This is a genomic window from Nocardia sp. NPDC052316 (assembly GCF_044547795.1).
Taxonomy (GTDB): domain Bacteria; phylum Actinomycetota; class Actinomycetes; order Mycobacteriales; family Mycobacteriaceae; genus Nocardia.
On record NZ_JBIUBB010000006.1, the window covers coordinates 236,241 to 250,540 of the forward strand.

Annotated in this window: 10 protein-coding genes; 6 read left to right on the forward strand and 4 right to left on the reverse strand. The window is 68.4% G+C overall.

The window, feature by feature from the left end; translation table 11 throughout:
- Positions 1–133: 133 nt before the first annotated feature.
- From ACIHA7_RS28955 to ACIHA7_RS28965, 3 genes are all read left to right on the forward strand, one after another.
- Positions 134–814 (forward strand): GAP family protein, encoded by a 681-nt coding sequence (locus ACIHA7_RS28955; RefSeq protein ID WP_397294084.1) that lies wholly within the window; start codon positions 134–136, stop codon positions 812–814.
- Between the two features lie 102 nt (positions 815–916).
- Positions 917–1,084: a hypothetical protein gene (locus tag ACIHA7_RS28960; RefSeq protein WP_194833929.1), complete on the forward strand. Its 168-nt coding sequence runs from the start codon at positions 917–919 to the stop codon at positions 1,082–1,084.
- A 275-nt stretch (positions 1,085–1,359) separates the two neighbouring features.
- Positions 1,360–2,061, forward strand: coding sequence for a polyprenol monophosphomannose synthase (locus ACIHA7_RS28965; RefSeq protein ID WP_107654018.1), 702 nt, complete (start codon positions 1,360–1,362; stop codon positions 2,059–2,061).
- A gap of 72 nt (positions 2,062–2,133) precedes the next feature.
- On the opposite strand, the gene ACIHA7_RS28970 is transcribed toward ACIHA7_RS28965, so the two are convergent.
- The 3 genes from ACIHA7_RS28970 to ACIHA7_RS28980 all read right to left on the reverse strand — a co-directional run bounded on the left by ACIHA7_RS28970 (position 2,134) and on the right by ACIHA7_RS28980 (position 6,603).
- The gene (locus tag ACIHA7_RS28970; RefSeq protein ID WP_397294085.1) at positions 2,134–2,568 is read right to left on the reverse strand and encodes a DUF6069 family protein; all 435 of its coding nucleotides are present in this window, start codon (positions 2,566–2,568) and stop codon (positions 2,134–2,136) included.
- Between the two features lie 160 nt (positions 2,569–2,728).
- On the reverse strand, positions 2,729–4,144 hold the full coding sequence (locus ACIHA7_RS28975) for an HAD-IB family hydrolase (protein ID WP_397294086.1): 1,416 nt from the start codon (positions 4,142–4,144) through the stop codon (positions 2,729–2,731).
- Positions 4,141–6,603, reverse strand: coding sequence for a glycerol-3-phosphate 1-O-acyltransferase (locus ACIHA7_RS28980; protein ID WP_397294087.1), 2,463 nt, complete (start codon positions 6,601–6,603; stop codon positions 4,141–4,143). Before ACIHA7_RS28980 ends, ACIHA7_RS28975 begins: the two co-directional genes overlap by 4 nt.
- Before the next feature lie 131 nt (positions 6,604–6,734).
- On the opposite strand from ACIHA7_RS28980, the gene ACIHA7_RS28985 reads away from it, so the two are divergent.
- The gene (locus ACIHA7_RS28985) at positions 6,735–7,502 is read left to right on the forward strand and encodes a DUF2127 domain-containing protein (RefSeq protein ID WP_397294551.1); all 768 of its coding nucleotides are present in this window, start codon (positions 6,735–6,737) and stop codon (positions 7,500–7,502) included.
- A gap of 104 nt (positions 7,503–7,606) precedes the next feature.
- On the forward strand, positions 7,607–8,923 hold the full coding sequence (locus ACIHA7_RS28990; RefSeq protein ID WP_397294088.1) for a salicylate synthase: 1,317 nt from the start codon (positions 7,607–7,609) through the stop codon (positions 8,921–8,923).
- A 102-nt stretch (positions 8,924–9,025) separates the two neighbouring features.
- Here ACIHA7_RS28990 and ACIHA7_RS28995 read toward each other — a convergent pair whose 3' ends face one another.
- The gene (locus ACIHA7_RS28995) at positions 9,026–10,639 is read right to left on the reverse strand and encodes a (2,3-dihydroxybenzoyl)adenylate synthase (protein ID WP_397294089.1); all 1,614 of its coding nucleotides are present in this window, start codon (positions 10,637–10,639) and stop codon (positions 9,026–9,028) included.
- A gap of 131 nt (positions 10,640–10,770) precedes the next feature.
- On the opposite strand from ACIHA7_RS28995, the gene ACIHA7_RS29000 reads away from it, so the two are divergent.
- Positions 10,771–14,283, forward strand: coding sequence for an amino acid adenylation domain-containing protein (locus tag ACIHA7_RS29000; protein WP_397294090.1), 3,513 nt, complete (start codon positions 10,771–10,773; stop codon positions 14,281–14,283).
- The last annotated feature ends 17 nt before the right edge of the window (positions 14,284–14,300 follow it).

The window sequence follows — 14,300 nt, forward strand, 5'->3', positions numbered from 1 at the left end:
GTCCGCCAATCGCTTCGCTCCTCGGCATCTGGCGCCACCGGTGACCGGCTCGCGGGTCGGACATGGGCGGCGAAGTGTGAGTGGTGCCTGCGTGGTGTTTCGTTAGCGAGCTCGTCCGTAGGCTGGCCGGGTCATGGTGACTCTTTTGTTGGCGCTTGCGGGGTTCGCGGTTCTGGATTCCTTGGATGTGCTGTTGGTGGGGGTTACTACGGCGGTGGTGGCGGACAGTCGGCTCGGGCGGCGGTCGCCGGTGCCGGGTGGGGTGAGTTTTATCGCGGGGGTTTTCGCGGTTACCACGGGGTTCGGGCTCTGTACGGTGCTGGGGTTGAATTTTTTGACCGAGCTGGTGGCGTTCGAATTGACGCCTGCGATGCGGTATTGGGGGGAGGTGGTGTTGGGGGTGGTGTTGGTTGTGGTCGGTGCGGTGCCGGTGGTTCGGCAGCGGGGGGCGCCGGCTTGGGCGGGGGTGTTGCGGCGGCGGCCGTGGTTGTTCGGGTTCGTCGGGGTGGCCATCGGTCTCGTGCAGGCGCCTACGGCGGTGCCGTATCTGGCGGGGCTGGCGATGATCTCGGCGCAGGATCCGTTGCCTGCGTTCTGGCCGTTGATTGTGGTGGCCTACTGTGCGTTGGCTTTGTTGCCGCCGTTGCTGGTGTTGTTGCTTTCGCTGCGGCGGACGCGTCGAGCCAGGCGGGTCTATCGCACGATCGTGCGTGTGCTCACTCGGTACGCGCCGCCGGCATTGCGGGTCCTTTTCGTGACGTTCGGCGCAATTCTGCTCGTCGACGCGCTCGTCAACGTCCGCCACCTCGCGTGAGTGGGGCACGTCGCGGGTAGTTCACGCCGTGGTGTGCCACACACGACAATCATGATCTTGGAAAAGCCGTGTGGGGGCCGCCGACGGTGGAATGCTGGAGGCATGGCTGAGCGCTGGTATTACTGCTTGAAGCACAAGCGGGCCGAGAAAGGTCGGCAGTGCTGGTTCCAGGATCGGATGGGACCGTATCCGGACCAGGCGACCGCGGAGCGGGCACTGGAGATCGTCAAGGCGCGCAATGCGCAGGCCGATGCCGCGGACGCCGATTGACGCGACGGTGACCGGCGCTTCTCGCATGTGCTGAGTGGCAACCGATTTCGTCCGAGCAGGGGTAGCTTGGCGGGCACGGGCTGACTATCGCGGGTCGCCGATGCCGCTCCATCGCATGCTGAGCGGGGCCTGAGGCCTGGAGAGGCGAGGGAGGCCTGTTCAGGTCTATCAAGTACGGTTTCTCAGAACTCAGACGAATGCTCGGTGGTCCTGACGTGGGCTGCGGGCTGGACCAGGATCAGCAGGGAGGGCGACCCTTGAGGGTTACCGTTGTTGTGCCGACCTACAACGAGCGGGAAAATCTGCCGGTTGCGGTGGCGCGGCTCACCGCGCTGCCGGTGCCCGACCTGCACGTGCTCGTGGTCGACGACAGTTCACCGGACGGCACCGGTGAGGTCGCCGACAAGCTGGCCGCGGAGCTGCCGAACGTGGTCGGCGTGCTGCACCGCACCGAGAAGGACGGCCTGGGGCGGGCCTACATCGCCGGGATCACGCGGGCGCTGGACGAGGGCGCCGACGTGGTGATCCAGATGGACGCCGACCTGTCGCACCCGGCCGAGGTGATTCCGGCCATGCTGGAGCGGCTGACGACCACCGACGCGGGCGTGGTGCTCGGCTCGCGCTACGTGCCGGGCGGCTCCACCGCCGAAGAGTGGAAGTGGCACCGCAAGGCGCTGTCGGCGTGGGCCAACTTCTACGTGAACCTGATCCTGCGGCTGCATGTGAAGGACGCCACCGCCGGGTTCAAGGCGTGGAAGGCGGACACGTTGCGCGCCATCGACGTGGCGTCGATCCGCAGCAACGGGTATTCGTTCCAGGTCGAGATGAACTACCGGACGGTCAAGCGGGGCATCGAGATCGCCGAGGTGCCGATCCGCTTCGAGGAGCGCACCCTCGGCGCGTCCAAGATGAGCCTGAAGGTGCAGTTGGAGTCGGCGCTGATGCCGTGGAAGCTGCTTTTCGGCAAGTCGGTCTGAGCGCACCACCGAAACAACCAGCAGGGCCCCGTCTCCGCAATGGAGAGGGGGCCCTGCGTGGTTCGTGGCGGATCAAGCGGTCAGTCCGCGACGCAGCGCCTCCAGTCCGACAATGATGGCCGGGACCAGCACCAGGTGCATGACCGACAGCGCGATGGTGCTGACGGTGTCGAAGGTGGCGGCGACGGTCAGGCCGATGGTCGCCACGGCGAGCACGCTGCCGACGACCTGAGCCACCCGCAGCACGCCGACCCAGCGGTAGGAGAGCAGCGCGGCGACGGTCATGCCGATGAGCAGCGGCACCGCGGACGAAATGACAACGCCCGCGCCGCCGACGTAGGTGGTGACGCCCTTGTCGACCACCTCGAACGAGCCGCCCGCCGCCTCGCCGATCAGCCAGACGACAAGGTTGACGGCGACCGCGGCGATGACGCTGCCGAGGACGGCGACCGGACGGTTGACCGCCGGGATACGCAGGGCGGGGGCGATGGTTTGCGTGGTGGTCATGATGTTCTCCTCATCCGAAGCTGTGTGCTTGGTACTGAGAACAATGGTGAAACCTGAACAATTCTTTAGGTCAAGCCGAGCGCGAAGTGACCTGAATCACAGCAAAAACTCCGCTGCAGCGGAATGCGGGGCGGCGCAACGGGGTTCGCGCGAGCGCCGGTCAGTCTGCGTCGGGCTCCGGCCAGTTCAGCAACGTATCCAGGTACAGCTGCCGGACCCCCGCGACCTTGTCGTCCATCTCGTTCGGATCCCAGCCGCTGACGTCGATGGGGTCGAGGATCGCGACGTCCACGGTGCCGGGCCGCGCGACCATCGAGTTGCGCCAGCAGATTTCGCCCGCGTTGCGGATGACGATCGGAATGATCGGCACCCCGGCCTGGATGGCGATGTGGAACGCGCCCTTCTTGAACGGCCCGACATCCGGTGTGTAGGAACGGGTTCCCTCGGGGGCGACGGCGATCGACAGTCCACTGCGCAAGGTGTCGACGACCGGTGCGAGCGCGGCCTTGGCCTTGTCGGTGCTGGACCGATCGATGAAGGTGACGCCGACGAAACGCATCAGCGGGCCGAAGACGGGGTTACGGGTCAACTCCTTCTTGCCGATTCCGGTGACGCCGCCACCGAGCACCTCGGGGACGATGATGATGTCGAACTGGCTCTGGTGGTTGAACAGGAACACTGCGGGCCGGGGCGCGCGGGCGTTGGCGGCGCCGGTCACCCGCAGGTGCACGCCTGCGATGCTCAGCGTGTTGCCTGCCGCGTGCTCGAGTAGGGCGTCGGCCATCTGCCGACGGTCCCTGGTGGGTGACTTGGCCGCGACACCGTAGAACGCGCCGCCGAGCAGTCCGGCGAAGCCCGCCGTGGTGCGGACGTAGTCGGCCGGGCGGGGCTCTTGTCGGGGGCGGAAGTGCAGTGCCGGCCAATCATGCTCCGCGGCGATGGCGGTCAGCTGCTCGTCGGGGTTCACCGCGACCGGGCGGCCGACCAGCGACAGCAGTGGCAGATCGGCGGCGTTGTCGGTGTAGGCGTAGCTGCGCGCGAGATCGACGTTGTCGGCGGCGAATTCGCGGACGGCTTCAGCCTTGCCGTTGCGCCACAACGTCTTACCGTCGACGTAACCGGTGAGTATGCCGTCCTGGGTCGCCATCGGGGTGTACAGCACATGCTCGATGCCGAGCGCGGCCGCCACGGGGGCGACCTGGAAGCGGGTCAGCGAGCTGGCCAGCACCACGGTGTGCCCGGCCGCCTGATGCGTCCGGATCAGTTGCCATGCTTCGTGATACAGGTGGCCGTAGACGGTGCGCCGGAACAGCCGCTCGCCGAGCGCAGCCAGTTCGTCCTCCGGTTTGCCCGCAAGCACCTCGGTGAGCTGCCGCAGGTATCGCGCGTACTCACCGTCGGAGAAGCCGGGACGGATTCCACCGAGCAGGACGGCATCGGCGCCGCGCCGGCGAAACAGGCTGGGGCGGGTGAACCCGCTGACGACGGTGCCGCTGAAGTCGAAGATCGCGGCTACCTCGCGACCTTGCGGACCGGACCGAATCGCGTCGAGCGCGGCGGGCAGATCGGTACTCACCGGGTCTCCCGGTTGGACGGATCGAGCGCGGCCGCCTGCGAGATACGCGCGCCGATGGTGCGCAGTCGATCCGCGAACTCCACCCGGCGTTCGGTCAATTCCGCTCTGCGCTTGGCCGAGTCGTTCGACACCGATTCGAGCAGACCGTAGTTGTCGGCGAGTTTCAGTGCGCTGGCGAACAATTCGGTGGAGACCGACTCCGGGCTGTGCAGCCGCTGTTGCAGCATCATCTGCTTGCCGACCGCGACGCACTCGGCAATGAACTGCTTGCGATCGAACTCGATCTCCGGGTCGCGGTCGGCCAGTCGTTCGGCCACCACCAGCTGCGCGTCGAAGAACGAGCGGAGCACGCGGTGCGCCATCATGAAGCCGGAGTCGGTGAGCTTGGCCATCACCTCGGTGCCGAGGATGTTGTCGCGGGTGTGGCTGCGCCACTGCGGGTCCAGCAGCAGCATCTCCGCCGTGATCTGCTCGGCGAACTCGGCCCGCTCGGGGAAGAAGAACTCGAACTTCAACAGGTCGCGCAGCCGGAACGCCTCGTCCCAGCCGGTGCTCAGCTGGTCGGCACCGTCGCTGTCGAGCGCGGCCAGGATGGACAGTTCGAGAATGGCGCGGTGCACGAACCAGTGCACCGCGCTGTTGCGATAGAACGCGGCCTCGAGGTGGGCGCCCGCCTCGATCGAGTACACCGGTTCCAGTCCGCCGCGGTAAACCGTCACCACCTTGGCCAGCGAAAGCTGTTCCAGCACAACGGCAAGGCCCTGATCGTCCTGCAAGGTGTCCAGCTCACCTTGCGGCAGCCCGCGCTCGCGGATGTAGCCGAGCACCGGAGCCAGCACCGTGCGCACCTCACCGAGGGTGAGCGCGCGCTCGTGCACACCGAGCAGCGCCAGAGTGACCAGTGCGTTCACCGTTACCGGCGTGACCGCGTTGATCCCGACGGCGATCTCGAACGCCAGCCGCTGCACGGCCTTGCGCTCCAGCTCGGCGACCTCGGGCGCGTCCGGCTCGCCCTGGCCGGTCTCGGTGAGGCCGGCCGGTGCGGGCTCGGTGCGGTGCAGCGGGATGGTCAACGGTGGTGTGACCAGCGGATCGCCGTGTGCCGCGAGGCGGTCGCGCGCCGAGAGCGGTTCGCCGAACCGCACGTACACGTGCCCGGCCGAATGCTGTTGGCTCCGTATATAACGCGCGAGCCAGGCGAGACCCTCGGGTTTCTTCCGGCCGCCGACCTGTTCGTTGGCGATCGCCCCGAGTTCGTTCAGGCGCTCGTAGGTGATCGACACCGGGACCAGCATCACGTCCTCGACCCGGTCCGCACGCACCGCCGCCGCAAGGTAATTCAGCAGCCCGTAGCGCGGCGGGCGCAGCTTGCCGGTGCGGGTACGGCCGCCCTCGAAGTACCACTCCAGGTTGAATCGCTTGGCCAGCAGGAAGGCGAAGTACTCCTCGACGACCGCCTTGTACACCTCGTCGTCGCCGAAACTGCGCCGGATGAACACGGTTCCGGTGCGCCGGGCGATCGGCCCCATCGGCCAGAAGCTGAGGTTGGCCCCGCCGATCACATGATTGGGCGGGAAGTCGTTGCGGGCCAGCACATCACCGAGCACGAACGCGTCGACATAGGAGCGATGCGAGGGCAGGAACACCAGCGGGTAGCGGCGGTTGAGGTCGCGCAGCGCGACCAGCCCCGAATCGTCGGAGTCCACCTTCCAGGTCGAGGCGTGGATCGGCCGCATCGCCTGGGTGAACAGGTCGGAGACCAATCTGCTTTGCGCGGCGACGAGTTCGTTCAGCGCCTTCTCCGCACGGCGATAGACCTCGTGCGGTGCCGCGCCGATCTGGTCGGCGATGAGCTCGAGCCTGCGCAGGAAATCGGGGGAGTCCATGATTTCCTCGGCCACCAGCCGGGGCACCTTGTACCGGTCGCCGATGATGGTGCGTTCGGCGCGCTCGAGCGCCACCACCGCGGCGCGCACGATGGCGCGGGCGAACGGCTCGGTCGTGCCCTTGGTGACCAGCGCGGCGGCTTCCGGGTTGTTCGTGCGCAGTTCGCTGAGTAGCGCGGGCTGCCCGGTCAGCACCACATGCCGGTTCGCTTGGCCGACCAGCTTGCGCTGCGCCAACCGGTTCGGCTTGCGCGGGTTGGTCAGCAGCGCCATGTCCGCGAAGGTGATCCGGCGCACGCCGTCGCGCTCCGGCGGCAGCCAGAGCACGCGCACCGGCACCACCAGCGGATCATCGTGCCTGCCGACCAGCCGGGTCGCGATGGCGCCCGCGTCCAGATCCAACTGGGTGATCGGGGCATCGGTGCCGAATTCCTTGGCGATACCGCCCTCGGCCAACCAGTTTCCGATGAGCTCGCGCTCCACCGCGGAGGCCGCGTCCACCAGCGCCACCACCGAACCCGGTGCCGTCGTTCGCCCGATGTCCGCGGGCGCTGCGCCACGGTGCTCGATCATGCTCTGGTTCCCTCCGACTGAAGATCTCCCTATTGAATCCCCCCGGGTCTGTTTCGCGCAGGCACTCGGGCGTGCAAGTTGAACGCGCGGCCAGGATCCCGCGTTCCTTCGGCGCGGCGAACTACGCTGCGCTGATGGATTGGGCCTTACGCGCGTGCGGTTGGCACGGTCACTACACCTATGCGCCGGTGGAGGCGGAGCTGGCCGAACGGCTGCGGGTCGACACCGTGGCCGGAGTGGCGTGGCGCTGTCTGCGCTGCGGGACCTTCGTGCCGGGTGCGCCGGTGGGGTCGGGGCCCGCCGATCATGCGCCCGAGGTGCCGCGTGGGCGGCTGCTGCGAGATCGCTGGCTGATGCGGGCTTTGGCGATCGAGCGGTTGCTGCGCGGTCTGCTGCTCGTGGTCGCCGCGCTGGGGGTGTTGAAGTTCCGCTCATCGCGGGAGACCATGCGGGCCGCGTTCGACCAGGATCTGCCGCTGCTGCGGCCGTTCGCCGACCAGATCGGCTGGGATATCGACCGGTCCAAGATCGTGCATGTGATCGATGAGGCGTTCTCCCTGTCGAACACGACCTTGCTGTGGGTAGCCGTCGGCATCTTCGTCTATGCGACGTTGCAGGGCATCGAGGCTCTGGGACTGTGGCTGGTGAAACGCTGGGGCGAGTACTTCGCCGTCGTCGCGACGAGCCTGTTCCTGCCGCTGGAGATCTATGAATTGACCGAGAAGGTGACCGCCCTGCGGATCGGCGCGCTCGTGGTCAATATCGCCGCGGTGGTGTGGCTGCTGTACTCCAAGCGGCTGTTCGGGCTGCGCGGTGGCGCGGCCGCGTACCACGCGGAACACAGTGCGGAGAGTTTGCTGAGCGTCGAGCGTTCGGCGCTGGCTGTCCCGGCGAAGTGACCGCGCGGGGGCTCGGTCGCTGTGTCCGCGAGCACACTACCGGCATAGTCAGGTAATGCTAACCTTACCTCCAAAGATGGGCCAGCTAGAGCTTTGGAGGATCGTTGTCGACCACGGACGAACGCTTGCGGGTTGAGTATGTGACCGATCCGGCGGCAGCGATGTCCCGGCTGGCGGGGGCCGATCGGTTCGGTGAGTACGTGATGTACGAGCGACCGGGCGAGTGGGTGTTCGCGGCCGATCCGATCGGCGGAGTCGAACTGGATGTCGAAGAACTGCGGGTCACCTGGGAGGGGCAGACCACCGCGACGCCGTGGGAAGGCCGACCGGCCGGCGTCGTCGATCGGGCACTCGGCTCGCTACCGCTCGACGGGCGCAATGCCTACGGCTGGATCGGATTCGAGTTCTGCGCCTGGGCATTCGACGCGACCCAGCACCTCGACCCGCGGACCACGCTGGTGCAGTTGATGATTCCGCGCATCGAGGTGCGGATCGGGGAGTTCGGCGTCCGGGTGTCCGGCGCCACCCCCGCCGAGACCGGCGACATCCATGACCTGATCGCCGAATCGCAGGAATCCGAACTGCCGCAGCCGCATCCGACCGATATCCGGCTGGACCCGACTGCTTATGCCGATCGCGTTGCCAAGGCGGTCGGCGAGATCGAGGCGAACCGCTATCAGAAGGTCATCCTGTCGCGGAAGGTCGACCTGCCGTTCGTGGTGGACGTGCCCGCGACCTATCGACTCGGGCGCGCGCACAACACTCCCGCGCGTTCGTTCCTGCTGCGACTCGGTGGGCTCGAGGCGGCAGGCTTCAGCCCGGAGCTCGTCGCCTCGGTCGACGAGAACCGCCTGGTGACCACCGAACCGGTCGCGGGTACCCGAGCCTTCGGGCGTGGCACGGACATCGATATGGCGGCGCGGGCCGACCTGCTCACCGACCCCAAAGAGATCGTGGAGCACGCGATCTCGGTGCAGACCTCCTTCGCGGAGATGGCCTCGGTGTCCGATCCGGGTACCACCAACGTCTCCGACTTCATGGCGGTGCGCGAGCGCGGCAGCGTGCAGCACCTGTCCTCCACGGTGTGCGGCACGCTGGCCGCCGACCGGTCCAGTTGGGACGCGCTCGAGGTGTTGTTCCCCTCGGTGACCGCCTCCGGGATCCCCAAGCGCGCCGGTATCGATTCGGTGTTCCGGCTCGATCACGACCCGCGCGGGCTGTATTCCGGTGCGGTGGTGACGGTTTCGCCGACCGGAGCGCTGGAGGCGACCTTGGTGCTGCGCGCGATCTATCAGACCACCGAAGGCGCCTGGTTGCGTGCGGGGGCGGGCATCGTCGCCCAATCCAAGCCGGAGCGGGAATTCGAGGAGACCTGCGAGAAGCTCGGCAGCATCGCGCCATACGTGGTGCGGGCGAAGTAGCGAACGTTACCCGGCGTCCGCCGGGCAGCACGGCCGTCGGGCAGCGCATCGAAAGGTGCGCTGCCCGGCGCATTTACGGCGAGGCGCTGGTCCGACGACCCCTCAGCTCTCGGCGGCGCGCAGTGCCTTCTTGTCGATCTTGCCGACGGCCGTGATCGGCAGCTGTGCCGAGCGTCGCAACACATCGGGCAGCTTGTACGTCGCCAAGCCACGCGCTGCGAGGAAGGCCTTGATCTCGGCCAGGGCGGGCATCTCGCCGTCGACCACCAATACGGCGCAGACCTTTTCGCCGAGCGCCGGATCGGGCAGCCCGACGGCCGCGGCGTGCCGGACGGACGGGTGGGTGAGCAGATGTTCCTCGAGCTCGTCGCACGAGATGTTCTCACCGCCGCGGTTGATGACATCCTTGATTCGGCCTGCGACCACCAGGTGCCCGCTGGGCAACCGGCGCACCAGGTCGCCGCTGCGGTAATAACCGTCGGGGGTGAAAGCTCGGGCGTTGTGTTCGGGCGCGCGGTAGTAGCCGCGAATGGTGTACGGGCCCTTGGTGAGCAGCTCCCCCTCCTCGCCAGGTGCGACATCATTGCCTGCCGCGTCGACGATCCGGATCTCGTCGGCGGGCGAGAGCGGCCGCCCCTGCGTGGTGTGCGACAGCTCGTCGTCGTCGTCGAGCCTGGTGAAGTTGAGCAGTCCCTCGGCCATGCCGAACACCTGCTGCAGGGTGGCGCCGAGCGCGGGGCCGACCTCGCGGGCGTTGACCTCGGCGAGCCTGGCGCCCCCGACCTGGAGCAGGCGCAGCGAGCTCAGGTCGGCCGCCTCCCATTCGGTTGCCGCACACCACAGCTGTGCCAGCGGCGGCACCACGGCGGTCACCGTGACCCCGTGCCGTTCGATGGTGGCGAACGCGCTCTCCGGACTGGGGTCGGTGACGAAAGCGACCGCGCCGCCGACGCTCACCGTGCCGAGGATGCCAGGGCAGGCCAGCGGGAAGTTGTGCGCCGCTGGCAAAGTCGCGAGGTAGATGTCGTCCTCGGTGAGCGCACATACCTCGGCACTTGCGGTGGCGTTGTAGGCGTAGTCGTCGTGGGTGCGGGCGATCAGCTTCGGCAGACCCGTGGTGCCCCCGGAGACCAGCATCAACGCGATATCGCTCGGATCGACACAAGGCAGCGAACCGCCCTCGCGCGGTACCGAATTCAGGTCGATGCCGAACCCCGGCTCACCGAGCACCAGCACGTGCCGCAGCGAGGGCACCGACGCGCGCACGGTGGCGGCCAGTTCCCGATAGTCGAAATCGCCGAGCTGGTCGATGACGACGTAGGCGACGGCCTCGGAAAGCGCCGCCAGATGCTCGATTTCGGCCCGCCGGTGGGCAGGCAGGGTCAGTACCGGAATGATCCCGGCGCGCAGGAGGCCGAACAGCACAGTCAGGAACTCCGGCACGTTCGGCAGCTGCACCACCACCCGGTCACCGGGCGCGATGCCCAGCGCCAGCAGCCCGTGCGCCATCCGGTCGGCCTCGGTGTCCAGCCAGGCATAGCTGCGCGCGCCATCGGCATCGAGCAGCGCGGGCCGGTGCGGATGCCGCCGTGCGGTCTCGCGCAACAGCTCACCCAGCGCGCACCCGCGCCAGTACCCGGCCGCCCGATACGCCGCGCCCGCCGCGGTGGGGAAGGGCACATAGCCGTCGCGATGCGGGGTGGATGTCGAAGTCACGGTCTGCCTCACAGGTAGCTCACGCCGATCCCGGCGAAGATAGGTAAGGCAACCCTATCTCAATGCGATACGCTCGATCGAGCAGTCTCGATCCGCCGGACACGGCGGCGACCAAGGAGTGACAGCGCCAGATGGAGCCAGCACAGCGACCGGGGGACGGGGCGGAACGTAAGGAAAGCGGAGTCAGGGGACCGGTGATCGGGCGCGCCGACATCCGCGCCACGCTCGCCGAGCAGCTCGGCGTGCCCGCCGACGCGATCGACGACGACGCCGACCTCATCCAGCTCGGGCTCGACTCCATCCGCACCATGAAACTGGCCGGTGGGTGGCGCAAGCGCGGCGCCGAGATCAACTTCGCCCAGCTCGCCGCCGCGCCCACGGTCGCGCAATGGGCGCAGCTGCTCGGGGCCGACGAGGAGAGTGCCGCGCCCCCCGAGACGCCGGATCTCGTCGCGGCACCCGAGGACGAGTCCGCCCCCTTCCCCCTGGCGACGATGCAGCATGCCTACTGGATCGGCCGCTCGGACGAGCAGGATCTTGGGGGTGTCGCCGCCCACCTCTACGTCGAGTTCGACGGCACCGCAGTCGATCCCGGGCGACTCGAGCGCGCGGTCGGCGACCTGGTCGCCGCACATCCGATGCTGCGCACCAGATTTCTGCCGGACGGCACGCAACAGACCATGGCGGCGCCGGGTCGCCCGGTCTTCTCGGTGGTCGATCTGCGCGGGCTCTCCGGCGATGCGGCCGAGGCGGAACTGACTCGCCTGCGCGACACCAAAACACACCAGCGGCTGGCGATCGAGGACGGTCAGGTGCTGGATGTGACGCTGAGTCTGCTCGCCGATGACCGGACCAGGCTGCACCTCGACGTCGACATGCTGGCCGGTGACGCGATGAGCTATCGGGTGCTGATCGCCGACCTCGCCGAGCTGTACCACGGCGCGACGTTGCCGCCGCAGGGCTACAGCTATCGGCGCTACCGCACCGAGCGCACCGCCGACACTGCCGCGCGGGAGCGGGACCGGCAGTGGTGGCAGCGGCGGTTGCCCGAACTACCGGGCGCACCCGAACTGCCGACGATTCCGATCAGTGAACGCACCGACCCGCACCGCACCGTCCGCTACGACCATTGGCTCGCGCCGGCGGCGAAGCAGCGACTGCTCGCCGCCGCGCACGCCCGCGGCATCACCCCGGCGATGGCGTTGGCCGCGGTGTTCGCCGAGACCATCGGCGGCTGGTCGGCGCAGAGCCGGTTCCTGCTGAATGTGCCGCTGTTCCATCGGGAACCGGTGCATCCGGAGGTGGAGCGCGTCATCGGCGATTTCACCTCGTCGATCATGCTCGAGGTGGACGTCAGCGCGGATGTGACGGTCACCGAGCGGGCCAAGGCCTTACAGCGCGCCATGCACGAAAGTGGCGCGCACACCGCGTATTCGGGGCTCGAGGTGCTGCGGGACCTGGGGCGGCAGCGCGGCGAGCCGGTGCTCGCGCCCATCGTCTACACCAGCGCGCTCAACCTGGGCGAACTGTTCGCCGAGTCGGTGACCGACACCTTCGGCGTGCCCGTCTGGATCATCTCGCAGGGCCCACAGGTGTTGCTGGACGCGCAGGTGACCGAGGTCCGCGGCGGACTCCTGCTCAACTGGGATGTGCGGGAATCGGCCTTCCCGGCGGGGATGATCGACGCCATGTTCGCCAGCTACACCGATGCCATCGGCAGGCTCGCGAGCCCGGCCGGTTGGGACGCCGAAGCCGCTGTGCGCCTGCCGGTCTCGCAGGCCTCGGTGCGGGCCGCGGTGAACGCGACGGACGGACCGGTGAGCGGGCGCGCACTGCACGAGGGCTTCTTCCAGCACGCCACCGCCACCCCCGATTCGCCCGCGGTGCTGTGGGGCGTCGACGACGGCTGGACTTATCGCGAGCTCGCCGCCCGCGCGCTCGCCGTGGCGGGAGCGTTGCGCGACAACGGAGTTCGGCAGGGGCAGACGGTGGCGGTACAGCTCCCCAAGGGGCCCGACCAGATTCTGGCCGTGCTCGGTGTGCTGGCCGCGGGCGCCTGCTACCTCCCGATCGGATTCGACCAGCCGGTCGGGCGTCGCGCGGAGATTCTGCGCACCGGCGACGTGGTCGCGGCACTCACCGTCGACGGTGCGGATTTCGGCCGCGCCGAGATCACCTGCCTGCCGCTGCCTGCGGCGCGCGACCATCCGAACCCGCTGTCCGAACCGGTGATTCCCGAGACGGACGCGATCGCCTACGTGCTGTTCACCTCCGGCTCCACCGGCGTGCCGAAGGGCGTCGACGTGCCGCACAGCGCCGCGATGAACACCATCGACGCGGTGAACGATTGGTTCGAGGTCGGCGCGCACGACCGGGTACTCGGGCTCTCCGCATTGGAATTCGATGCCTCGGTCTACGACATGTTCGGCATGTTCTCGGTGGGCGGCGCCGTGGTCGCGCTGGACGCCGAGCAGCGCGCGGAGGCCACCACCTGGGTGGAACAGCTGCGGCGCCACCGGGTCTCGATCCTCAACTGCGTGCCGAGCATGCTGGACATGATCCTGGACATAGGCGGCGACCAGCTCGGCGATTCGCTGCGCGCGGTAACACTGGGCGGTGACTGGGTAGGCGCCGACTTGGCGCGCAGGCTCGCCCGCCAGGTCCCCGGCTGCCGCTTCGCCGGCCTCGGCGGCGCGACCGAAACCGCCATCCACAACACCATCTGCGAGGTGACCGACCCGCCCGAGCACTGGACAACGGTGCCCTTCGGGGTGCCGCTGCGCAACGTGCGCTGCCGGGTCGTCAACGCGGCGGGTCGTGACTGCCCCGACTGGGTGCCCGGCGAATTCTGGGTCGGCGGCGCGAATGTCGCGGCGGGCTACCGCAACGATCCGGAGCGGACGGCCGAACGTTTCGTCGTGCACAACGACGTCCGCTGGTACCGAACCGGCGACCTGGCGCGGTACTGGCCGGACGGCACCATCGAATTCCTCGGCCGCGCCGACCATCAGGTGCAGATCCGCGGCTACCGCGTGGAACTCGGCGAGGTGGAGAGCGGACTGCGCAGCGCACCCGGAGTGCGGCACGCGGTGGCCGCGGTGGTGGGCGGCGCGGCACCGAAACTCGTCGCCGCCGTCTCCGGCGCGACCGGCACCGTCGCGGAGATCGTCGCGGCGGTCTCGGATCTGCTGCCCGGCTACATGATTCCGTCGAGGATCGAACTCCTCGACCGAATGCCGCTGACCGACAACGGGAAACTGGACCGCCGCGCTGTGCTCGCGCTGCTCGAACCGGCAGGCGCCGAAGTGCGGGACGCGGCGCCGAGCGGTCCGCTGGAAGCGGCGCTGGCCGCGATCGTCGCGGAAGTGCTCGGCCTGGACCGGATCGGCGTGCACGACGACTTCTTCGCGGCGGGTGGCGATTCGGTGCTGGCGACCACGGCCGTCGCCCGCGTGCGCGAATGGCTCGATGTGGACCACGCATTGGTCGCCGACCTCCTCATCGGCCGCACCGTCGCCGACCTCGCCCAGCGGCTCACGGCCAGGGAGACCGGCCTCGGCACCCCCGACCGATTACACGGCGTCGCCGAGCTGTACCTGGAGGTCGCCGCGATGAGCGACGACGAGGTGCTTGCTCGGGCATGAACCGGTAGCCGGTTTAA